Origin of the sequence: Nitrosomonas sp., assembly GCF_020852615.1 — a bacterium.
Lineage (GTDB): Bacteria > Pseudomonadota > Gammaproteobacteria > Burkholderiales > Nitrosomonadaceae > Nitrosomonas.
In genome coordinates this window covers 57,139-80,653 of sequence record NZ_JADZAJ010000039.1, presented here as the reverse complement: position 1 = coordinate 80,653, position 23,515 = coordinate 57,139, and the positions used below count along the sequence as shown (strand labels likewise).

Sequence of the window (23,515 nt, the reverse complement as noted above, 5' to 3'; positions counted from 1 at the left end):
GCCATTAAATGGATCACCCCTGGCACATCACAAAATAAGAATTACCCGGTAATCATTGACGTTGGTACGGGTTGGACCGGTAACAACCAGATCGCCAAGCAGGTTAAAGAAAGCCCAGGCGTTGTTGTTATCCAGTAGTGTGATCGGATCAATGCCGGCCTGCCCAGCCCGGTGGAGGGTATCCGGGGCAATAATTGCACCGGCATTGGTTTCGCTGCCATCGATACCGTCGGTATCGCAGGCCAGTGCATACACCTCTTCCAGTCCGTTGAGCGCGATAGCAAGCGAGAGCAGAAACTCGGTATTGCGCCCGCCCTTACCCGACCCTTTGACCGTTACCGTGGTTTCCCCACCAGAAATCAGAGCGACAGGCGGTTTGGACGGATTACTGTAATGCCGTACTTCCCGCACGATAGCTGCCTGCATTCTGGCAATTTCCCTGGCTTCCCCGGTAACCGTGTCACCCAGAATAAGCGGCGTAACGCCCTGCATACGAAAAAACTGAGCGGCTGCCGTGAGTGATTGTCGCGCTGTGGCGATAATCCTGTTTTTTACGTTTCTGAAAACCGGATCTCCCGGCTTGAGGGTTTCATTTCGTCCTGTACGACTGTTTTCCTGCAAAGTCTGCAGAACATGTGGAGAAACGGTAATTGCATAGCGCTCAATCAGTGCCAGCACATCCCGCCAGGTGGAAGCATCCGGTGCACACGGCCCGGATGCAATGGACGAGGGGTCGTTATCAGTAACATCCGAGATAATCAGACTCTGTACCGGTGCCCGACTGGCCGCTGTCAGTCTGCCACCCAGCACGACGGACAAATGCTTGCGCACAATATTGATTTCCTGAATTGCAGCGCCGCAACGCAACAGCTGGCGAGTGATCGATTTCAGTTCATCCAGCGTTACCCCGGGAACAGGTGCGGACAACAGACTGGAGCCCCCGCCACTGAACAACCCCAGCAGCAGATCATCCGGCCCGAGCAGACGTACCGATTCCAGCATGGCGCGGGCAGCCATTTCTCCCTGTGTATCCGGTACCGGGTGGCTGGCTTCAATTACCATGATGCTGTTCGTTGTCAGGCCATGGCGATAAGGGGTAACCACAATTCCTTCCAGAGGATTACCCGCCGGCCAGTTTTCTTCCACTGCTCGCGCCATGGCCGCTGCCGCTTTACCGGCACCGACCACCAGCGTATTACCTTTTGGCGGCTCAGGCAGATGAGACGGGACAATTTTCAGCGGATCAGCCGCGCCAATGGCGGCATGAAAACTATCAAGCAGGAGTTCGCGCGGATTCATGAAGTAATTTGGATTACGCCGGAAAGCAGTGGCTGGAGAAACTGGCCGGTAAAGCTGCCGGGTATTGCTGCCACGGCTTCCGGTGTACCCTCGGCGATGATTCTGCCGCCTCCGGCACCCCCTTCCGGGCCGAGATCAATGATCCAGTCAGCTGTTTTGATCACATCCAGATTATGCTCGATGATGACCACCGTATTGCCGCTATCACGCAAGCGATGCAGGACTTTGAGCAACAGGTCAATATCCTGGAAATGCAGGCCGGTGGTGGGTTCATCCAGAATATAGAGCGTGCGGCCGGTATCGCGCTTGGACAGCTCCAGAGACAGCTTGACACGCTGCGCCTCACCACCGGACAGCGTTGTCGCGGATTGCCCCAGTGTGATATATCCCAGCCCCACATCCAGCAAGGTTTGCAGTTTGCGCGCAATAACCGGAACGGCTTCAAAAAATGTACGTGCATTTTCGACGGTCATTTGCAGGATTTCGTGGATATTTTTACCTTTGTATTGAATTTCCAGTGTTTCCCGATTGTAACGCTGCCCGTGGCAAACATCGCAGGCGACATAAATATCCGGCAGAAAATGCATTTCCACCTTAATGACACCATCGCCCTGACAGGCTTCGCAGCGCCCGCCTTTGACATTAAACGAAAACCGGCCCGGGGTATAGCCGCGTTCACGTGCCTGCGGCACACCGGCGAATAATTCACGCACGGGTGTAAACAGGCCGGTGTAGGTGGCAGGATTGGAACGAGGGGTACGCCCGATCGGACTTTGGTTGATGTCGATCACCTTATCGAAAAAACCCAGTCCGTCGATTTTCTGATAGGCCGCCGGATCAGTCTGACTGCCATACAGATGCCGTGCAACAGCGCGATACAGCGTATCGTTGATCAGCGTGGACTTTCCTGAACCTGAAACACCCGTCACACACACCAGCAGCCCGACCGGCAAATCAAGTGCAACCTGTTTGAGATTATTACCACTTGCGCCACGTATAGTCAGCATTCTCTCCGGATCAGGCGGCGTACGCGCAGCCGGGATGGCAATGGAACGCCAGCCGGAGAGATACTGCCCGGTCAGTGAGGCTGGATTGGCCTGAATGGCCGCAGGTGTGCCTTCTGCAACCACGCGCCCGCCATGTTCACCTGCCCCGGGGCCCATATCGACCACATGGTCCGCCAGCAGAATGGCGTCCTGATCATGTTCCACCACGATGACGCTGTTGCCGAGATCGCGCAGGTGTTTGAGTGTGTCCAGCAAGCGTTCATTATCACGCTGATGCAGTCCGATTGAAGGTTCATCCAGCACATACATGACCCCGGTCAAACCGGAGCCGATCTGGCTGGCAAGGCGGATACGCTGCGCCTCACCACCGGAAAGCGTATCGGCGGAACGATCGAGCGAAAGGTAATCAAGCCCGACATTATTGAGAAACTGCAAACGGCTGGAAATTTCCCGGATGATGCGCTCTGCAATGGCCTGTTTGTGACCTGACAGCTGCATATCATCAAAAAACTGTTTCGCCTGCCGCAGCGGCCAGGCACTGACAGTAAAAATCATCTCGCCATTGACCGTAACATGACGTGCTTCAAGACACAGGCGTGTGCCGGCACATTCCGGACATTCACGCGCATTGATAAATTTGGCCAGCTCATCGCGTACGGTTTGTGATTCAGTTTCCCGGTAACGACGTTCCAGGCCGGGAATAATGCCCTCGAAAGGGTGTGTCTGCTGGTGTGCACGGCCTTGTTCGTTGAGATAGGTAAAAGTGATTTTTTCCTTACCGGAGCCATACAAAACGGCCTGCCGCGCAGCCTCACCCAACTGTTCAAATGGAACTTCCAGATCGAACTGATAATGGCTTGCCACCGCCTGCAACATCTGGAAATAGAACTGATTACGCCGATCCCAGCTGCGAATGGCGCCTGCAGCCAGTGACAGGTACGGAAAAGCCACCACCCGCGCCGGATCAAAAAAGGTAATCTGCCCCAGCCCGTCACATTTTGGGCAGGCACCGGCAGGGTTATTGAAGGAAAACAGACGCGGTTCCAGCTCGGACAAGGCATAACTGCACACCGGACAACTGAATCTGGCTGAAAAAAGATGTTCTTTGCCACTATCTATTTCCACTGCCAGTGCCTTGCCTTCGGCATGACGCAGCGCGGTTTCAAATGATTCCGCCAGTCGCTGCTTGGCATCCGGAGAGATTTTCAGGCGATCAATGACGACTTCGATCGTATGTTTTTTGGTTTTTTGCAGTTTCGGCAATGCATCAATATCGTGCACTTCTCCATCCAGCCGGACACGCACAAATCCCTGTGCACGCAGCTCATCGAACAGCTCTGCCTGTTCTCCCTTGCGCCCGGTGACCACCGGCGCAAGTATCATCAGGCGGGTATCTGCCGGTAACTGCAAAACCTGATCAACCATTTGCGAAACACTCTGTGCCGCCAGCCCGATACCATGTTCCGGACAATGCGGCTCTCCCACCCGGGCAAACAGCAGACGCAGATAATCGTGTATTTCAGTGACGGTTCCCACAGTGGAACGCGGGTTGTGGGAAGTGGCCTTTTGCTCGATGGCGATGGCGGGCGACAATCCTTCAATCAGATCCACATCCGGTTTTTCCATCAGCTGCAAAAACTGTCTGGCATAAGCGGAAAGCGATTCAACATAGCGCCGCTGACCTTCCGCATACAGCGTATCGAAAGCCAGTGAAGATTTACCGGAACCGGATAATCCGGTAATCACAATCAACCGGTTACGCGGCAAATCAAGGTCAACATTTTTGAGATTATGTGTCCGTGCACCACGGATTCGGATGAGTTCCATCGGCTACCTAAGAGTGAGTCAACCTGTTAATATACCTAACTTCCCGGATTTATCACACATACGCTTCATGTCTGCCTCACCCACACCCAGCACAGCAACCAAACTCCCTGAAAAAATGTCCCGCGTGGAAATGCGGGCTTCCGCCAGTCTGGCGGGCGTTTATGCACTTCGCATGTTCGGCCTGTTCATTATTCTGCCGGTTTTTACCTTTTTCGCAAAAGGGCTGCCGGGTGGCGATAATTTCACACTGATCGGCATCGCACTGGGTGCTTACGGGCTGACGCAGGCGATCCTGCAAATCCCGTTCGGCTGGCTGTCCGATCGCCTCGGCCGCAAACCGGTCATTTATCTCGGATTAGTGCTGTTTGCGCTGGGAAGTTTTGTTGCCGCCACGGCAGTTGACATTTACGGCGTGATTTTCGGACGAATCATTCAGGGAGCCGGTGCCATTTCAGCTGCAGTGATGGCACTGGCCGCCGATCTGACACGTGAAGAACATCGTACCAAAGCGATGGCGATGATCGGCATGAGCATCGGCGTGGTTTTTGCGCTGTCACTGGTGATCGCTCCCCTGCTGGATCAGTGGGTCGGTGTGCCTGGTATCTTTGTGATTACCGGATGTCTCGCCATACTCGCAATAGGGGTGGTGTACAAAATAGTGCCCGATCCGGTCATCAGCCGGTTTCACTCGGATACTGAAGTAACCGCCAACCGCTTTGGCAGCGTCATTCGCAATGTGCAGCTGCTGCGGCTGAACTATGGTATTTTTGCCCTGCACGCAGTACTGATGGCGCTCTGGCTGAGTATTCCACTATCCCTGAAGGAAACTGGCCTGGCTGCGGCTGACCACTGGAAGGTCTATTTTCCGGTCATGGTGGGTTCCATACTGCTGATCGTACCTGCCATTATTTATGCAGAAAAAAAATCCCGGCTGAAACAGGTTTTTATTGTTGCCATTGCGCTGCTGCTGCTGGCACAAATTTTACTGGCCGTCTTTAATACCTGGTTCTGGGGACTGGTTTTTGCGCTGCTGCTGTTTTTCGCTGCCTTCAATCTGCTGGAAGCCACCCTGCCTTCCCTGATCTCAAAAATCGCACCGGTTGGCGCCAAGGGAACAGCAATCGGTATCTACAGCAGCACACAGTTTCTGGGAGCGTTTGTCGGCTCCGGTTTAGGTGGATACCTGTTTCAGCATTTCGGTTTTTACGCTCTGGCAGCCATGTGCAGTATATTACTGATTTTGTGGCTGATTCTGGCTGTTACCATGCAGGCACCGGCTGCTGTCCGTTCCAAAATGTATCAGGTCAGAAAAATGGATACGGATGAAGCCAGTACTCTGTCACGTGAACTGACAGCGTTACCCGGTGTTTATGAAGCCCTTGTACTGGCCAGTGAACAGGTGGCTTACCTGAAAGTTGATCTCAAGGGATTTGATGAAGAAAAAGTGACTCAGTTACTGGAAGGAAACAAATAGATGGCATCACTGAACAAAGTTATGTTGATTGGCAATCTTGGCCGTGACCCGGAAATTCGTTATATGCCCAGTGGCGATGCCATGGCAAACCTGAATATCGCCACCACCGACACCTGGAAAGACAAAGGTGGCGAAAAACAGGAGCGCACGGAGTGGCATCGGGTAGTCATGTTTGGTAAACAGGCCGAGATCGCCGGTGAATACCTGAAAAAAGGCTCGCAAATTTATATCGAAGGCCGCCTGCAAACCCGTAAATGGACCGACAAATCCAACGTGGAACGCTATACCACTGAAATCGTTGCCGACCGCATGCAGATGCTGGGAGGCCGCTCCGGCGGCGGCAGCAGCGGTAACTATGAACCCCCGGCCGGTGGAGATCAGGAATACACGAATACTCCTCCCGCCAGGGCAGGTACGGGTTTTGATGATATGGAAGATGATATTCCGTTCTGAAATTAACGGGGTTTGCAGGATCGCCAGCCGCCCGGATATTCCACTGTTCTGAGCAAAACTTGTAATAACTGATCCGGCCCGATAATCGCGGCCGGTATCGGATTTATCCGTCTGTAAAGCCGGTACCGCAAGATACAACTTTCGGCACCACCAATATTCTTTTCCCGTCGTCTCTGATGGACGAATCTCATCATCCCGTACATGCGCCGGCATTGCCGAGCGAGCCTTTTGCCTTTCTGCTGCATTTCTTCCGGCATTATTACGGCTGGTGTGTGCTGGTCGTGGTGCTGGAAATCGGTTCATCTGCCAGCAGTATTCTGACACCGTATGCCATCGGCCAGATTGTCGGTGGTGTGACCGATACCCTGACAGCACGGGAACAGATTTTTTCGGCAGTCGCTTTTCCGCTCGGGCTTTATCTGCTGCTCAACCTCGGTGAAGTGATATTCAGCCGCGCCGGTGCCTCCTGCCGCATTGTCGTTGCACCCCGCTTGCGGGCACAGGTGACAAACGAGCTGTATGCCTATCTGCAGCACCATTCGCATCGTTTCCTCAGTAACAACTTCGCCGGTGCGCTGGCTAGCCGCATCTCGGAAACCTCGACCAGCGTCAATATGACATTATGGACGCTGGTATTTGATTTTTTACCGATTGTCGTCACGCTGGCCGTCTCAATCGCACTATTGTGGTTCGCCAGTATCCCCCTCTCGCTATTTACGCTGACATGGGCATTGCTCTATCTGAGTATTTCCTACTGGCTGGCACGGCGCTGCCGGCCGCTGGCGCATAAATCGGCTGAGGCACGCAGCATTACCGTCGGCAAAGTGGTGGATGCCGTTACCAACCTCGCCAGCGTACGGCTGTTCGCCATGCTCGGTTTCGAACGCGGTTACCTGGAAAGTTTCCTGAACAATGAAATTGCCGCTTCACGGCGCTGGCTCTGGTCGAATGAGAAAATACTCTGGTTCCAGTTCCTGCTGGCGCTGACACTCAAGGTGGGTACACTGCTGTTTGCCTTGTGGTTGTGGCAGCAGAACCAGATCTCCGTGGCCGATTTTGTGATGAGCGTCAGCCTCTCGCTGCTGATCATCGGGGAAGTGCGCAATATCAGCCGCCGTTTCATCGATCTGTTCGAATACATCGGCAATATTGCCAACGGGGTGGGCATCATCGTGCGTGAACATGAAATCGTCGATCGCCCCGGCGCGCAGCCGTTGCACATTACCCGCGGCTGCATCGAGCTGCGCGGCATCACCTTCGGCTATTCTCCCGACAATCCGGTATTTGAGAACCTCGATTTGCGTATCGAGGGCGGACAGCGTGTAGGGCTGGTGGGTTACTCCGGCTCAGGCAAATCGACATTGCTCAACCTGATCCTGCGGCTGTACGACCCTCAGCAGGGCAGTATCCTGATCGATGGTCAGGATATCCGGGATGTTACCCAGCAATCCCTGCATGAACAAATCAGCCTGATTCCGCAGGATCCCGGCCTGTTTCATCGCACGCTGCTGGAAAATATCCGCTATGGCCGTCCCGATGCCACACGAGAGGAGATTGAACTGGCCGCACGCGGTGCCGATGCACACGAATTCATCGAACGTATGCCCAATCAGTACGAATCACTGGTGGGTGAACGTGGCGTGAAACTCTCTGGCGGCCAGCGGCAGCGTATCTCCATTGCCCGTGTCATTGTAAAAAATGCACCCATCCTGATCATGGATGAGGCCACTTCCAGTCTGGATTCGATTACCGAACAGGCCATCCAGAACAGTCTGGATACACTCATGCAAAACAAAACCGTGATTGTTGTTGCTCATCGACTTTCCACCATCGCACACCTGGATCGCATCCTGGTATTCAACCGCGGGCGCATCATCGAGGATGGCAGTCACGCTCAACTGCTGGCTGTCAACGGTGCCTATACCCAACTCTGGAGCCGGCAGGCAGATGGATTTCTGGTCGAAGAAACGGAACAGGATAGTTGACGAAAATGATTACAATGACCTGGTCAAGTAAAACCGGACACTCCAGTTAAGCAACATATTTCAACATTTCCCTTTCAGCCTCATATTGGTTTGGACTTTTGTAGCCCAGGTATGAATGCAGTCGCTGGCTGTTATAAAACATGGAAATATACTGCAGCACATCTTGCTGTGCTGCATAGCAGGTCAGGTAGCATTGCCAATGGATTTGCTCCCGTTTAAGGCTACCGAAAAAGCTCTCGGCTACTGAATTATCCCAATGACGTGGTTTAATGAAACCGGACAGCCCAGTTAAGAGAGGATATCCTATGCATTTTCCCTTTGGGTGTGCAGTTGCGAATCAATCAATAGTTCTCACAAAGAATTTTTCGGAGGAATTTATTGATTTCCTGATCTTTGATGCAGGCAAGGTAATAAGTGATAAGAATTTGTTAACTGAAGATTGGTCAAAAATGATTTGGGATCTTCTGGAAATAACGAAAGAGAAATGTGCCAAGCGTGGTCATTCTGGTTTGGGAAAGGGATTCTCTCGTCAAAATACAAAAACATTGGATGCGTGCTTTTTCATAGCTGGAGAAAACCCTCCTGATTATCTGAGGAGTATTGGTAATGGGGGCCAAGGTCGGGATGATGTGCTGGATCAGCCACCTGGGGACGATGATGGAGGGATTTCAGTCTTGTATGTTCAGATATCCGCTGCCGAATCTGATGAAAACACATAATCGGGTAGCCGAGAACTTTTAACCCCCCGCTTCACACCACCCACCGTGCGAGTCCGCAGTGGAACCTTTTTTGCTTGTGCGCTTTTATATGCGGTCGCGAACGCACAGACTCAAGCTGATCTCAATGATGATGCGTGTGGGGCGTATCGAGAAGCGGACAAAAAGCTCGATGCCATCTATCAGCAACTTTTGGAGCAGCATAAAGACGATGCCGACTTCACGACCAGGCTACGCAAGGCGCAGCGTGCCTGGCTGGCGTTTCGGGATGCCGAGCTGGAGGCGATTTACCCCGCTGATAACAAGCGTGAGGAATATGGTTCGATCTACCCAATGTGCAGTTGTTTGGAGCAAGCCGCATTGGTTAACCACCATATTGAGCAGCTTTCGGGTTGGCTCACTGCGGAAGGAGAGAATGCGTACCGAACATCCGGTAGCCAGGCACTCGGTTGGCCTATCCGCCTTCACTTTACGACGAAACTCAGTTCAAACATTAAACGTACCACCAACAATCGCTAATCATCGAGGTTATTTTATGGAACCAGCAGAACTATAATGGGCCCTTATCAGGAGGTGGTATGTCTATAAATGTAAAGTTATCAGAGGATCTGGTTGCTCAAGCCAGACATCATGCGCAGATCCAGCATCGCTCGGTACCCAAGCAAATCGAATACTGGTCGCGGATCGGTAAAATTGCCGAGGAAAATCCCGATTTGCCGTTCAGCATGATTCACGACATTCTGCATGCTGATCAAGAGGAGCCTGTCGGCGAATATAAATTCGGCTGATGCAGCTGCTTGTTACCCCTGTATTCGAGCGTGCTATCAAAAAGCTGCGTCCCCGTCAAAAATCCGAACTGGATGAAGCCGTGCGCACCATCGCTGACCACCCCGAGAGCGGTGAAGCGAAAGTGGGAGATCTGCAGGACATCCGAGTCTACAAATTTCGCTTGTCGAATCAGTTGTGTATGCTGGCTTATCGCGTTCTTGACGAGAGCAGTCTGAAACTGCTGGCCTTTGGCCAACACGAAAATTTTTATCGCGATCTCAAACGCCAAGACAAATAATTTCTTAAGCTATTCCAAGATCAAATAACTGCGAAAAAATTCCAGAAAATACATTGCTGTCGAACTGCGCCTTTAAACTTGATTACTGGATCTTAATAAAATGAATATTCGATTTATCGTCTTTTTTGTCGGTGCGCTTTTATGCGTAACTGCGAATGCGCAAACACAAGCTGATCTCAATGATGATGCGTGTGCAACATATCAGGCGGCAGATAAAAAACTCAACGCTGTTTACCAGCAAGTGTTGAAACAGCATAAAGATGATGCCAATTTCACAGCTAAGTTACGCAAGGCGCAGCGTGCCTGGCTGGCGTTTCGGGATGCCGAGCTGGAGGCGATTTACCCCGCTGATAACAAGCGTGAGGAATACGGTTCGATCTACCCAATGTGCAGTTGTTTGGAGCAAGCCGCATTGGTTAACCACCGTATTGAGCAGCTTTCGGGTTGGCTCACTGCGAAAGAAGGTGATGTGTGCCGGGGCAGCCGGTAAATAGATCCAGCAAGCTGGTTTGACAAAAAAGACCGAGGCTCTCAATTTATCCGGGGGGCGACAAAGCAGACAGCGCACCTGCATTGCTGCTTAAATGCAATCACAGATCGCCCTGTTGCAGCACCTGTTCGTACAGTGCCACGTAGTCGGTTTTGCCGGTGGCGAGCAGCGGCAGTTTGTCTATATACAGAATATTTTTCGGTATCCCCAGTTCTCCCAGGCCATTCTGATTGAAATAGGTGATGATTTCACTGCGATCCGCTTGCTGGTGAGTCGTCACCAGAATAACCTGCTCACCTTTTTTCGTATCAGGAACCTGGATGACGGCATGGCCATAACCCGGCCATAACCGGTTAATCGCTTCTTCCACCGCCGTCAGTGAAACCATCTCTCCACCGATTTTGGCAAACCGCTTGGCACGCCCTTTGATGAAAACATAGCCTTCATCGTTGATTTCAACAATATCACCAGTATCATGCCAGCCCCCCACCGGCGGGATGATTACCCCGGGATTGGCGGCCAGGTAATAGCCCAGCATGATATTCGGTCCGGATACCAGCAGCTTGCCCCCTTGCATAATTCCCGGGACAGGTTCCAGTTTGCTGGAAATACCGGGTAACAGGCGGCCGACCGATCCGGGACGGTTGTGCATGGGCGTGTTCAAACTGAGGATGGGTGCGGTTTCCGTCGTGCCATAGCCTTCAAAAATACGCACACCAAAATTTTCCGACCACAGCCTGCGTGTGCTGTCACGCAGCTTTTCAGCGCCGGCAAATACATAGCGAATGCTGTAAAAATCGTAGGCATTGGCATAGCGCGCATAACCGGCAAGGAAGGTATCCGTACCAAACAGTAAAGTTGCATTGGTATCGTAGACCAGCTCGGGGATAACCCGGTAATGCAGGGGTGATGGATACAAAAAGATCCGGATACCGGACAGCACCGGCAGCAGCGTGCCGCCTGTCAGACCAAACGAATGGAAAATCGGCAGGGCATTGAATACCAGATCAGATGGACCAAAATCAATCCGGGCAGATGCCTGGAAGCGATTGGCCTGCAGATTGGTATGGCTGAGTACCACGCCTTTAGGCACATCTTCCGAGCCGGAGGTGAACAGAACGACTGCCGGTGCATCCGGGTCACGCCGGGCAGCGGTGCAGCGATAACACAATCCGGGCAGCAGCCCGGCCACTCCTCCTGCAAGCTTATGCCACCAATGCATATGCTGTGCCAGATCTTCCAGATAAATCAGCGTGATTTGCTGCACTCTCAAGCTGTCTACCACCCCCTGCAATTTTGCGGCACCAATAAACCGGCGTGCGGTGATGATTGTTCGGATTTGTGCCACCTGGCAGGCGGTTACCAGATTTTTTGAGCTGGCAGAAAAATTCAGCATGGCTGGCACGCGCCCAAACGCATGCAGCGCGAAAAAACAGATCAGGTTACTTACCATGTTGGGCAGCATGATTCCCACGTTTTCCTGCGTGTGGGTATGGCAGCGCAGAACGGTGCCCAGAACGAAGCTGCGCGTGATCAGTTGCCGGTAATTCAGCGGGCGACGTTCCATATCTTCCGCGATAACGTGCTTTCCGCCATGCGTAGCCGCTGCATCAAGCAGGGATTGAAACAGAGTTTGCCGGATGGTATTGCTCTGGAAAGTTGCCGTGGTCATGATGTCATACAGCTTTAGCCCGGCTGCACGGCGACGGCGTTTGCCACGCACCGGCTCCGGCAGATCAAAGCTTTCCGGCGGCATAACGGTTACCGTGATTTCCGGGAACCAGCGTATCCTCACTTTCCCTTTCAGGCGGGAAAAAGGGGTGTATTGGGCACCGGAAAGACTGACCGGGAGTAATTTTGCACCGGCTTTATCTGCAATCATGGCCGGACCTTCATAGATTTTCATCAGCGCCCCGGTCATGGTCAGTCGGCCTTCCGGAAAAATTACCACCCTGTCCCCCTTTCTGACCCGCTCGATCAGTTGACGTGTGGAAAGGGGATTAGTCGGATCCAGCGCGACCGTATCTGCCAGAAACAGAAACGGTCTGACCCACCATTTACGCGCAATGCCGGAATGGATGGCAAAGCACAGGCGCTCGGGGAAGCAGACACTCAGCAACGCCGCATCCAGAAAGGACAGGTGATTGGCCACGATCAGCACCCGCTCTCCTGCCTGCCGGTAATGTTCCAGTCCATTGATTTTCAGGTGATAGAACGTATGAAACCCCCATTGCAGCAGGGATCGGGTCAGCTCATACGGCAGCAGCTGTACAACATAAACTGTAACCACACCATTTAACAGTGCAATGGTAAGAAAAACCTCCGGCACGGTAAAATCCAGCGCCAGCATGATGCTGATACCTATCGAAGAAACCACCATGAACAGGGCATTCATGATGTTGTTGGCAGCAATATCGCGTGAACGGTGAGAAGGTTCGGCACAACTTTGGATCAGGGCATTCAGCGGTACGATATAAAGACCACCACTGATTGAGATGATCAACAGATCAAACATGATGCGCCAGTGAGCAAACGATTCCACAAAGCCCGACACGCCAATGAGCTCCCCGCCGGCTGCGGGTACAAGTGATGTACTGGCGAAATACAGGTCGATAGTGAAAACAGCCATTCCCAGAATGCCCAGAGGCACATAGGTTGCAGCAACCTCACCCTTGAGCAGCTTGTCACACAGCAGCGCACCGATGCCGATGCCTACCGAAAACAGTGTCAGAAACAGCGTGACAACCTGCTCATTCCCGCCAACAATGTCCTTGGCAAATGTTGGAAATTGCGACAGAAACGTTGCACCAAACAGCCAGAACCACGACACGCCGAGAATGGCATGAAACACGATGGTATTTTTGCGCGCCTGATGAATAATGACACGCGTTTCTTCCAGGATATGCCAGTTCACAATCGTATCCGCTGCTGCCGGGCGGACCGGAGGAATGAACAGGCTGAACAGCCAGCCGGCAAAAGCAGCCCCGATCGTCAGGCCGGATACGATCATTCCACCATTTTCCGCCAGGATGAACAGACCACCCGTAATCGTGCCAATCAGAATAGCAACGAATGTACCGGCGCCAATCAGTGCGTTACCGCTGATCAGTTCATCCTGGTGCAACTGATCCGGGAGAATGCTGTACTTGAGCGGGCCAAAAAAAGTAGACTGTATTCCCATCAGAAACAGCAAAACCATTAACAGCGGCATGCTGTTCAGATAAAAACCGACAGCAGCCCCCCCCAGTAACACCAGCTCGGCAAATTTGACATAGCGAATCAGTTGCGCCTTGTCCCATTTATCCGCCAGCTGGCCCGCAGTCGCAGAAAACAGAAAAAACGGCAGAATGTAAATACCGGCTGCCAGTGTCACTGTGATCTGCGGACTCAGCCCCGCATTTTCTGCGGTGGTATAAGTGATCAGAATAACCAGCGCATTCTTGAAAACGTTATCGTTGAACGCATCCAGAAACTGGGTAAAAAAGAGGGGCAGAAAACGCCTGCTCGAAAGCAGCTTCCACTGACTTGAGTGCATAACGAACCCTCCCGGATAGTGATTTCCTGATTATAGGGAACTCCCCCCGGAAACCCTAGCATCATGACAAAACTCTGTCTGCTGTTGACAATAGCATTTCACAACAGGTACCATTGTTTCGTTCTGTCAGACACAATATGTTGTGTTATCGGGTGTTCAGCAGTGTTCAGCCATTTCCTTTCCAGCCACTTGATTTTCGACCATTTTTCGATCAGCAGCACCATCGGATCGCACAGGAGAATTTGACCATGCAACTCGCCACAGAGACGCTTTCTTCCCACGCCACTCACCAGAAAAATTTTATGGAAGAGATGACTGATTTGCCGGCAGTCCGGCAGAATTACTCACAATATAAAGTTATCCGTCGCAATGGTGCCGTGGTGGCATTTGAGCCGGGCAAGATTTCCATCGCGCTGACCAAAGCGTTCATTGCTGTACGGGGCGGGCAAAGTGCGGCTTCTTCCAGTGTGCGTGAGATCGTGGCGCAACTGACCGGAGAAGTCGTACATGCCCTGACCCGCCGGCAGCCGGAGGGGGGTACGTTTCACATCGAGGATATTCAGGATCAGGTCGAATTGGCGCTGATGCGCTCAGGCGATCATGATATTGCGCGCGCGTATGTGCTGTACCGGGAAGAGCGGACGCGTGAACGGGCCAGACAGCAGAAGGAGCAACCTGCTTCAGCACAGATAGCCGTGTTGCATGTTGTGGAAAATGGACAAAGGATTCCGCTTGATTCCGCCCGGTTGAAGGCACGCATCGAATCGGCCTGCCAGAATCTGGGCAATGTGGCTGATGCCGGGCTGATCGTCAAGGCGATGCTTAAGGATTTATATGATGGCGTACCTGCAGGGGAAGTCAGAAAATCAGCCATCCTGTCTGCGCGCGCACTGATCGAGAAAGAGCCTGCCTACAGTTTTGTGACGGCCAGGCTTTTGCTCGACAATATCCGTCACGAGGTTCTGGGAGAAGAAGTGGCGCATGAAGCCATGCAGTCACGTTATGCCGAGTATTTTCCTGAATTTATCCGCAAAGGGATTGAAGCCGGATTACTGGACGAGCGTTTGAGCCAGTTTGATCTTTCACAGTTGTCGGAAGCGCTGGTGGCGGATCGTGATCTGCAGTTTGGCTATCTTGGCCTGCAGACTTTGTACGATCGCTATTTTCTGCACGTTTCCGAGCGGCGTATCGAGCTGCCACAGGCGTTCTTTATGCGTGTCGCCATGGGATTGGCGTTAAATGAAATCGATCGTGAGGCACGTGCTGTCGAGTTCTATCACCTGTTGTCCAGATTTGATTTCATGAGCTCAACACCGACCCTGTTCAATTCCGGCACACGGCGCTCGCAATTATCCTCGTGTTATCTCAGCACCGTACCGGACAGTCTCGATGGCATCTATGAAGCCATCAAGGAAAACGCGCTGCTGTCCAAATTTGCGGGCGGGCTGGGCAATGACTGGACACCGGTCAGAGCAATGGGTGCGCGTATCAAGGGCACCAATGGTAAATCACAAGGGGTGGTACCTTTTCTCAAGGTGGTATCGGACACAGCGGTGGCGGTCAATCAGGGTGGCAAGCGCAAGGGGGCAGTGTGTGCCTACCTGGAAACCTGGCATCTTGATATCGAGGAATTTCTGGAATTACGCAAAAATACCGGCGATGACCGCCGGCGAACACATGACATGAATACCGCTGTCTGGGTACCGGATCTGTTCATGAAACGCATGCAGGATGACCAGGAATGGACGCTGTTTTCACCATCCGACGTGCCGGATCTGCATGAAAAATTCGGTAAAGCGTTTGAAGAAGCCTATATCGCTTATGAAGCGCAGGCGGCACAAGGCAAACTGGTGTTACACAAGCGTATCCCGGCACAGCAGCTGTGGCGCAAAATGCTGACCATGCTGTTTGAAACCGGCCATCCGTGGATTACCTTCAAAGATCCGTGCAATATCCGTTCGCCACAAAATCACGTCGGCGTTGTGCACAGTTCCAACCTGTGTACCGAGATCACGCTGAATACCAGCGAAAAGGAAATCGCTGTATGTAATCTGGGGTCCGTCAATCTGCTGGCCCATATCGTCGATGGCAAGCTGGATCAGGTCAAGCTCAAGCAGACGGTTACAACTGCCATGCGCATGCTGGACAATGTGATCGACATCAACTTTTATGCCGTGGCAAAAGCGCGTAACGCCAATTTCCGGCATCGCCCGGTGGGGCTGGGGATTATGGGCTTTCAGGATTGTCTGCATAAACTGGGCATTTCCTATGCTTCTCCGGAAGCGATCGAATTTGCAGACAGATCAATGGAAGCCGTTGCGTATTACACTTACTGGGCATCGACTGAGCTGGCAGAAGAGCGCGGCACTTACGCGACCTACCGGGGCAGTCTGTGGGATCGCGGTATCCTGCCGCAGGACACGCTGGCATTGCTGTACGGAGAACGGGGGGGCCATGTGGAGGTTGATACGTCTTCTGCACTGGACTGGGCACCTTTACGTGAGCGGATCAGGCAGCACGGCATGCGTAATTCCAACTGTCTGGCGATTGCGCCGACTGCAACCATTTCCAACATCATCGGCGTTTCCGCCAGTATTGAACCTACCTATCAGAATCTGTATGTCAAATCCAATCTCTCCGGTGAATTTACGATCGTCAACCAGTGGCTGGTAAATGATCTGAAAAAACAGGATTTATGGGATGAAGTCATGATCGCTGACCTCAAGCATTATGATGGTGCAGTCAGCAAAATTGACCGGGTGCCGGAGCATTTGCGCCATCTCTACGCGACTGCGTTCGAAATCAACCCCCAATGGCTGGTTGAAGCGGCAGCCAGAAGACAAAAATGGATTGATCAGGCGCAATCCCTCAATCTTTATATGGCAGGCGCCTCCGGTAAAAAAATGGATGAGCTGTATCGGCTTGCCTGGTTGCGCGGACTCAAGACAACTTATTACTTGCGTGCGCTGGGAGCAACCACCGCGGAAAAATCAACAGTGCATACCAGCACACTGAATGCGGTCCCTGCACAACATGAACCGTACGCAGCCGGTTCAACCCATACAGCACCCAAGCAATGTGCGATCGACGACCCCGAATGTGAAGCCTGCCAGTAATTACACATCAGAATCCACTGAACATCCAAGGAGCTAAACCATGCTGACTTTTGAAGATGAAATACGCCTGTCAAAAAATAACCTTACCGGCACTGTTCCACCCTCATTTGAAAAAATGGCAAAACCGGAATTTCCGGATAATGAAATACCGACAGAAAATCATCGCCGTGTGTCTGTCGAAGATAAACGTATCATCAACTGCAAGACGGATGTCAATCAGCTCGTGCCATTCAAATACAAGTGGGCGTGGGAAAAATATCTGGCAGCCTGTGCCAATCACTGGATGCCGCAGGAAATCAACATGAACCGGGATATCGCTCTCTGGAAAGATCCCAACGGATTGACCGAGGATGAGCGCCGTATTGTCAAACGTAATCTGGGTTTCTTTGTTACGGCCGATTCACTGGCAGCCAACAATATCGTGCTGGGGACCTATCGGCATATCACCAACCCCGAATGCCGCCAATACCTGTTGCGTCAGGCATTCGAGGAAGCCATCCATACACATGCCTATCAGTACATCGTCGAATCAATCGGCCTGGATGAGGGTGAAATTTTTAATGCCTATCATGAAGTTGGATCGATTCGTGACAAGGATGAATTCCTGATCCCCTTTATCGACACGCTCACGGACCCTTCATTCCGGACAGGCACACTGGAAACTGACCAGCAACTGCTAAAAAGCCTGATCGTATTTGCCTGCATCATGGAAGGGCTGTTTTTCTATGTCGGTTTTGTACAGATTCTGGCCCTTGGCCGGCAAAACAAGATGACAGGAGCGGCCGAACAGTATCAGTACATCCTGCGAGATGAATCCATGCACTGTAATTTTGGTATCGATGTCATCAACCAGATAAAACTCGAAAATCCGCATTTGTGGACACGCGAATTCCGTGAAGAAATCAGCACATTGATGCGCAAGGCAGTGGAACTGGAATATCGCTACGCTGAAGACACCATGCCGCGTGGTGTTCTGGGACTGAATGCGCCGATGTTCAAGGAATATCTGCGTTTCATTATCAATCGCCGCTGCCACCAGATTGGTCTTGATCCGTTATTTCCGGAAGCAAACAACCCTTTTCCATGGATGTCGGAAATGATTGATTTAAAAAAGGAAAAAAACTTTTTTGAAACGCGTGTAATTGAATATCAGACAGGGGGCGTATTAAGCTGGGATTGAGATGCTGATCTGTCGATTGCCAATCTGAAAAATGATGTAGAATACGCGACGGGCCGGCTGGTTCACTTTAAAATTAAAAAATACAGGTGACCAGCCTTTTTTCTTTTCAGAAACCAATTATGCGAGCGAATCGTTCATTTTATTCAGGATGAAGACAAAATCGAATACCTCACTGGCATTGATTGCTGCAGCAATATTAACTTCCCTCCCTGTTACGGCGAATGCCGGCAGAGCTTTAGAAAAAAATGTAAGTATCACCGCCCTGGATACCAGACAGTACCAGGTGCAGTTACACAAGCAGCAAGATGATCTATGGATGCGCGTACGGGCCGGATTTTCCCTGACTGGCACACAAAGCCAGGAAATCAGGCAGCATGAAAGCAATTTCTGTAAAAATCAGCAATTCATAGATCATATTGTTGAACGCAGTCAGCGTTATCTGTTTTATATCCTTGAGGAAGTAGAGCGCCGCCGCATGCCGGCTGAAATTGCACTGCTGCCTATCATTGAAAGCGAGTTTGATCCGGACGCCTATTCCCATAAGCATGCTGCAGGATTATGGCAGTTCGTCCCTTCAACAGGAAAAGCCTTCGGATTGGAGCAAAACTGGTGGCATGACGAACGGCGCGACATTATTGCCGCCACTCAGGCGGCGCTGGACTATCTGCAGATGCTCCACAAAATGTTTGGCAACTGGAAGCTGGCACTGGCTGCTTACAACTGGGGACAGGGGTCACTGAAGAAGGTAATTGATGAAGATCACGGCGGTAATAAATCAGTCCACTACCAGGAAATTGGCCTGCCAGCTGAAACCAGAAACTATATTTCCAAACTGATTGCCATCAGAAATATCATTGCCAATCCCCGCCGCTATGGCATCAAGCTGAAGCCGATTTCAAACCGGCCCTATTTTGAGCAGATTACAATTACCCAGCAAATCGATGTGCAGCTGGCGGCCAGGCTTGCCGGAATTTCAGAAAATGAATTCAATGCATTGAACCCGGCCTACCACAGACCTGTCATCAAAGCGGAAGATTCTCCGCGCACCCTGCTGTTACCCGTTACCAGCATCAAAACCTTTGTCGATAATCTGGAAAATTATGATAAATCACTGGTATCGTGGCGCATTTACCAGGTTGAAAAAACGGAAACATTGCAGGATTTATCCATCCGGTATCGTATCCCGGCCGGCAAACTGGCTGCAATCAACGGGATTGCTGAACGTGCAGCACTGAAAAAAGGCCAAAAGCTGCTGGTACCACGTGACGGCAGCAGTGCAAGAGAGGTTACGTACCTTGCACTGCATCAGCCCAGGCCCGTAACGAAACGTTCCTCATCGGCAGCAGGGCATGTGATCTATACCGTCAAAAAGGGAGATACGCTCCACGATATCGCCAAACGCTACGGAATTGATGTCAAAACAATCCGTTTATGGAATAAGGGAAGCAATCAGCTCTCCATCGGGCAGAAGCTTACGCTCAAGCTGGCCCCTCTACCCTTTAACAACAACGCTCATTCTTCCTGAACGATCAGCAGCATCTGCCCGGAAAATACATAATCACCCTGTTTACAGCCGATCTGCTGTACGGTTCCACTAACTGGCGCACTCAGGGTGATTTCCATTTTCATGGATTCGATAATGATAACCGGATCCCCGGCACTGACTGTTTGTCTGGTTTCAATTAACAGCTTCCATATTGTACCGGTTACGTCAGAGCTGACAGGATATGCCCCGGCGGGTAAATCCAGCATATGCTGAACACCGGATGAATCCGGTGTCGTCTCAACTTCACTGCTGTCATCCGTTTCTTCCTGTAGATTGCCAAGCTTCCAGCGTTCGCGCTCGGCTTCAAAAGCCTGCTGCTGACGGGCCTTGAATGCCTGAATGCTATCCGTGTGCCGGTGCAAAAATGCTTCGTAGGATCGCAGACTGAAAACAGTATCTTCAGTACGCAGTGAAAAACGTCCGGTAATAAAATCCTGACGCAGTTCAAGCAGCTCCTGTTCTGAAACCGGATAAAACCTGATCTGGTCAAAGAAGCGCAACAGCCATGGCTTGCCTGCAATAAAATCTCTGGTCTGACGGTAGCGGTTCCACATCTGGATGGTTCTCCCGACAAACTGGTATCCGCCCGGGCCTTCCATGCCATAAATACAGAGATAAGCACCACCAATTCCCACCGCATTTTCCGGCGTCCAGGTACGCGCCGGGTTGTATTTGGTTGTAACCAGCCGATGGCGGGGATCAAGCGGGGTCGCAACCGGAGCACCGAGATAGACATCCCCCAAGCCCATGACCAGATAGCTGGCATCGAAAACAATGCGCCTGACTTCTTCGATACTCTCCAGCCCATTGATACGGCGGATAAATTCAATATTGCTCGGACACCAGGGCGCATCCGGCCGAACCGATTGTGTGTACTTTTCAATGGCAAGCCTGGTAGCAGCATCATCCCAGGAAAGTGGCAAATGCACGATACGCGAGGGAATTTCCATTGCGTCGCTCGCCGGCAGGTCTTTCTCGGCCGCAATGAGTTTTTTCAGGAGATGCTCGCGCGCCAAAAGCCGGGAATCAAAATGTATCTGCAGGGAACGAATACCCGGTGTCATATCAAGAATTCCGGGTAAAGCCTCCGTTTCAACAACCTGCTGCAACCAGGCCATCAGGGTATGCACACGAAGGTGCAGTGCGATATCGAGTACCGGTTCACCATATTCAATCAGCAGGTACTTATCGCCGGATTGCCGGTAAATGACCTGCATCTGTCCGTTGCTGGCCGCTATCCGGTGTAATACCGGTGTGTCCGGTTTTGCTGAAAGCGCAGACAGATCAGGTGCTGCATGAATGGAGGAATCTGCAGCCTGAATCATCTGGTCCTGCTGTTTCTCCAGCAACAGCGCCTGTTCCTGTGTCAGCGGATAAAAGCGCACACTATCACCCGGCTTGAGCTGGCCGGTTTTCCACAACTCCGCCTGCACAATTACGGCAGGACAGACAAATCCACCCAGGCTGGGGCCATCCGGGCCGAGGATGATAGGCATATCACCGGTAAAATCGATCGCACCGACCGCATAGGGATTGTCATGGATGTTGGACGGGTGCAGACCGGCCTCCCCCCCATCCTTGCGTGCCCATTGCGGTTTAGGACCGATCAGCCGTATACCGGTACGGCTGGAATTGTGGTGTACCTTCCAGTCGGTGGCGAAAAATTCATCAATATCGGCTTCGGTAAAAAAATCTGGCGCACCATGCGGCCCATACAACACCCCAATCTCCCACCGATTGGTATAACGCGGGATATTCTCAACAGGCAATATCTTTGATTTAACATCTGTTGCGGGCAGGATATGCAATACATCCCCGGCACTCAAGGCTCGCCCGGCATGTCCGCCAAACTGCCCCAGCGTAAAAGTGGAACGGCTGCCCAGATACTCCGGCACCTGGATTCCGCCATGGAAAACCAGATAGGATCGACTGCCCGATTGCCCGATTTTGCCGAAACGCAGCTGCGAACCCGCCCTGATAAAGTGCGATTGCCACTGTTCCAGCGGCTTGCCATCCAGCCAGACATCAATGGGTGCTCCACAGACTGCAATCCGACTGTTGCAGTTAAATTTCAGCGTGGGCCCGGATAGGGTAATTTCCAGTCCGGCTGCACCTTCCGGGTTATCCACCAGATAATTGGCCAGGCGAAAAGCCAGATTATCCATCGGGCCGGATGGCGGTACGCCTACACTCCAGCAACCCATCCTGCCCGGAAAATCCTGCACCGTCGTCTGTACACCGGCATTCAACACATCCAGGGTATGGGGCTGATAGTGAAATCCGGCGAGGAATTGCGTACTGACCCGGCCGCTGCGAAATACTGTTCCGGATAACACCTGCCTGAGGTAATCCAGATTGGTTTCAATCCCATAGAGCGTGGTTTCATTCAATGCGGCCATCAGACGATCAATCGCCTGATCGCGATCATCGGCATGCACAATAATTTTGGCCAGCATCGGGTCATAGAAAGCTGAAACATCACAACCGGCATCCACCCAGGTTTCGACCCGTGCCGTCTCCGGGAATTTGACAGCACTCAGCAAACCGCTGGCAGGCTGAAAATTCTTTGCCGGATTTTCCGCATAAACACGCGCTTGTATGGAAGCGCCCTGCGGCCGGATAGTGAATGATTCCAGAGGAGCTAATTCACCTGCACCCAGCCGGACCATCCATTCAACCAGATCAATACCAGTCACCATCTCGGTAACACCATGCTCCACCTGCAGACGAGTATTAACTTCCAGAAAATAAAACCGGTCAGCCAGGGCATCATAAACATATTCCACCGTACCGGCAGACTGGTACCGGATTGATTCCCCCAGGCACACAGCCGTATCCAGCAATGCTTTCCGGGTTGCAGGCGACAGGCCCGGTGCAGGTGTTTCTTCAATCACCTTTTGGTTGCGCCGCTGCATGGAACAATCCCGTTCCCCCAATGCGATAACTTTTCCACGGCCATCACCAAAAATCTGCACTTCAATATGGCGAGCCTGGTCGATATATTTTTCCAGGAACAGGCCGGCATCACTGAAATTGCTTTGTGCCAGATTTTTGACCGATTCGTATGCATCTATTAATTCCTGCCGGTTACGGCACAGCCGCATGCCAATCCCCCCTCCTCCTGCTGTACTTTTCAGCATAACCGGGTAACCGATCTGATCGGCTTCCTCACAGGCTGTATCCGCGTTCTCCAGCAAGCCGGTACCGGGCAACAGGGGCACGTTGAATTGCTGCGCGAGTGCTCTGGCAGTATGTTTCAGGCCAAAAGTACGCATCTGCTCAGGTGCGGGGCCAAGAAAACAGATCCCTTCTGCAGCACATTGTTCGGCAAACAGCGCATTTTCACTCAGAAACCCATACCCGGGATGGATAGCCTGGGCACCGGTACGGTGTGCCACTTCCAGTATCTTGTCAGCACGCAAATAACTTTCACCGGCAAGCCCTTCACCGATACAAACACTCTCATCTGCATCCAGCACATGGCGTGACAGCGCATCCGCTTTGGTAAAAACCGCTACGCTGCCAATTCCCATACGGCGCAAAGTGCGGATAACACGGCAGGCAATCGCACCACGATTGGCTATCAAAATTTTGGTAAACATGAATTCTCCTTACTGCGGATTTGGCCTGATCAAACAGACGGAAATAAACACAGATTGCAACCGATATGCAGGGGCGGGCCCTGAGCGAAGGAAACAGAGAATACGGAATAAAGCCGGAAATAAAGGCAGGAATAGCAGAAAAGGTGGAAAAGCAGACAGCACATGCGAACCTCCAGATTGTCGGAAAATAGCCTAAATCGATAATGCACTCGGCACTAT

Annotated in this window: 15 protein-coding genes and 1 pseudogene; 11 read left to right on the top strand and 5 right to left on the bottom strand. The window is 51.9% G+C overall.

The genetic code is table 11. The annotated features are described in order from the left end of the window. Positions 1 to 27: 27 nt before the first annotated feature. A complete protein-coding gene (locus tag IT527_RS08950) occupies positions 28 to 1,299 on the bottom strand; it encodes a glycerate kinase (RefSeq protein ID WP_292968191.1) in 1,272 nt (423 codons plus the stop codon). Beyond that, positions 1,296 to 4,133 carry an excinuclease ABC subunit UvrA gene (gene uvrA, locus IT527_RS08945; RefSeq protein ID WP_292968190.1) on the bottom strand — a complete coding sequence of 946 codons (2,838 nt, stop codon included), beginning with the start codon at positions 4,131 to 4,133 and terminating at the stop codon, positions 1,296 to 1,298. The genes IT527_RS08950 and uvrA overlap by 4 nt, the downstream gene beginning before the upstream one ends. Positions 4,134 to 4,248: 115 nt before the next feature. Between uvrA and IT527_RS08940 the strand changes: the two genes are divergently transcribed. From IT527_RS08940 to IT527_RS08930, 3 genes are all read left to right on the top strand, one after another. Then, the gene (locus IT527_RS08940) at positions 4,249 to 5,607 is read left to right on the top strand and encodes an MFS transporter (protein WP_292968189.1); all 1,359 of its coding nucleotides are present in this window, start codon (positions 4,249 to 4,251) and stop codon (positions 5,605 to 5,607) included. Next, entirely contained in the window at positions 5,608 to 6,060 is a 453-nt protein-coding gene (locus tag IT527_RS08935) for a single-stranded DNA-binding protein (RefSeq protein WP_292968188.1), read from the top strand. Positions 6,061 to 6,236: 176 nt separating this feature from the next. Next, positions 6,237 to 8,045 (top strand): ABC transporter ATP-binding protein, encoded by a 1,809-nt coding sequence (locus tag IT527_RS08930; protein WP_292968187.1) that lies wholly within the window; start codon positions 6,237 to 6,239, stop codon positions 8,043 to 8,045. Between the two features lie 46 nt (positions 8,046 to 8,091). Here IT527_RS08930 and IT527_RS08925 read toward each other — a convergent pair. Further along, positions 8,092 to 8,301 (bottom strand): annotated as a pseudogene (locus IT527_RS08925) (IS3 family transposase); the annotation flags it as partial. Positions 8,302 to 8,350: 49 nt separating this feature from the next. Between IT527_RS08925 and IT527_RS08920 the strand changes: the two are divergent. From IT527_RS08920 to IT527_RS08900, 5 genes are all read left to right on the top strand, one after another. Continuing rightward, a complete protein-coding gene (locus tag IT527_RS08920) occupies positions 8,351 to 8,764 on the top strand; it encodes a hypothetical protein (RefSeq protein ID WP_292968186.1) in 414 nt (137 codons plus the stop codon). A gap of 45 nt (positions 8,765 to 8,809) precedes the next feature. After that, on the top strand, positions 8,810 to 9,280 hold the full coding sequence (locus tag IT527_RS08915; RefSeq protein ID WP_292968185.1) for a lysozyme inhibitor LprI family protein: 471 nt from the start codon (positions 8,810 to 8,812) through the stop codon (positions 9,278 to 9,280). A 59-nt stretch (positions 9,281 to 9,339) separates the two neighbouring features. After that, positions 9,340 to 9,549, top strand: a complete 210-nt coding sequence (locus IT527_RS08910) for a hypothetical protein (RefSeq protein WP_292968184.1) — start codon at positions 9,340 to 9,342, stop codon at positions 9,547 to 9,549. Further along, on the top strand, positions 9,549 to 9,827 hold the full coding sequence (locus IT527_RS08905; protein ID WP_292968183.1) for a type II toxin-antitoxin system RelE/ParE family toxin: 279 nt from the start codon (positions 9,549 to 9,551) through the stop codon (positions 9,825 to 9,827). Before IT527_RS08910 ends, IT527_RS08905 begins: the two co-directional genes overlap by 1 nt. Before the next feature lie 100 nt (positions 9,828 to 9,927). Further along, a complete protein-coding gene (locus IT527_RS08900) occupies positions 9,928 to 10,317 on the top strand; it encodes a lysozyme inhibitor LprI family protein (protein ID WP_292968182.1) in 390 nt (129 codons plus the stop codon). A 100-nt stretch (positions 10,318 to 10,417) separates the two neighbouring features. Here the strand turns inward: IT527_RS08900 and IT527_RS08895 are convergent, their stop codons facing one another. Beyond that, on the bottom strand, positions 10,418 to 13,852 hold the full coding sequence (locus tag IT527_RS08895) for an acyl-[ACP]--phospholipid O-acyltransferase (RefSeq protein ID WP_292968181.1): 3,435 nt from the start codon (positions 13,850 to 13,852) through the stop codon (positions 10,418 to 10,420). A gap of 248 nt (positions 13,853 to 14,100) precedes the next feature. Between IT527_RS08895 and IT527_RS08890 the strand changes: the two genes are divergently transcribed. The 3 genes from IT527_RS08890 to IT527_RS08880 all read left to right on the top strand — a co-directional run bounded on the left by IT527_RS08890 (position 14,101) and on the right by IT527_RS08880 (position 19,673). Further along, positions 14,101 to 16,968, top strand: a complete 2,868-nt coding sequence (locus IT527_RS08890) for a ribonucleoside-diphosphate reductase subunit alpha (RefSeq protein WP_292968180.1) — start codon at positions 14,101 to 14,103, stop codon at positions 16,966 to 16,968. Positions 16,969 to 17,008: 40 nt separating this feature from the next. After that, the gene (locus tag IT527_RS08885) at positions 17,009 to 18,148 is read left to right on the top strand and encodes a ribonucleotide-diphosphate reductase subunit beta (RefSeq protein WP_292968179.1); all 1,140 of its coding nucleotides are present in this window, start codon (positions 17,009 to 17,011) and stop codon (positions 18,146 to 18,148) included. Positions 18,149 to 18,296: 148 nt separating this feature from the next. After that, positions 18,297 to 19,673, top strand: coding sequence for a transglycosylase SLT domain-containing protein (locus IT527_RS08880; protein WP_292968178.1), 1,377 nt, complete (start codon positions 18,297 to 18,299; stop codon positions 19,671 to 19,673). On the opposite strand, the gene uca is transcribed toward IT527_RS08880, so the two are convergent. After that, complete coding sequence (uca, locus tag IT527_RS08875; RefSeq protein WP_292968177.1) at positions 19,661 to 23,296, bottom strand: urea carboxylase; 3,636 nt, start codon at positions 23,294 to 23,296, stop codon at positions 19,661 to 19,663. The two genes, IT527_RS08880 and uca, sit on opposite strands and share 13 nt — an antisense overlap. Positions 23,297 to 23,515 lie beyond the last annotated feature (219 nt).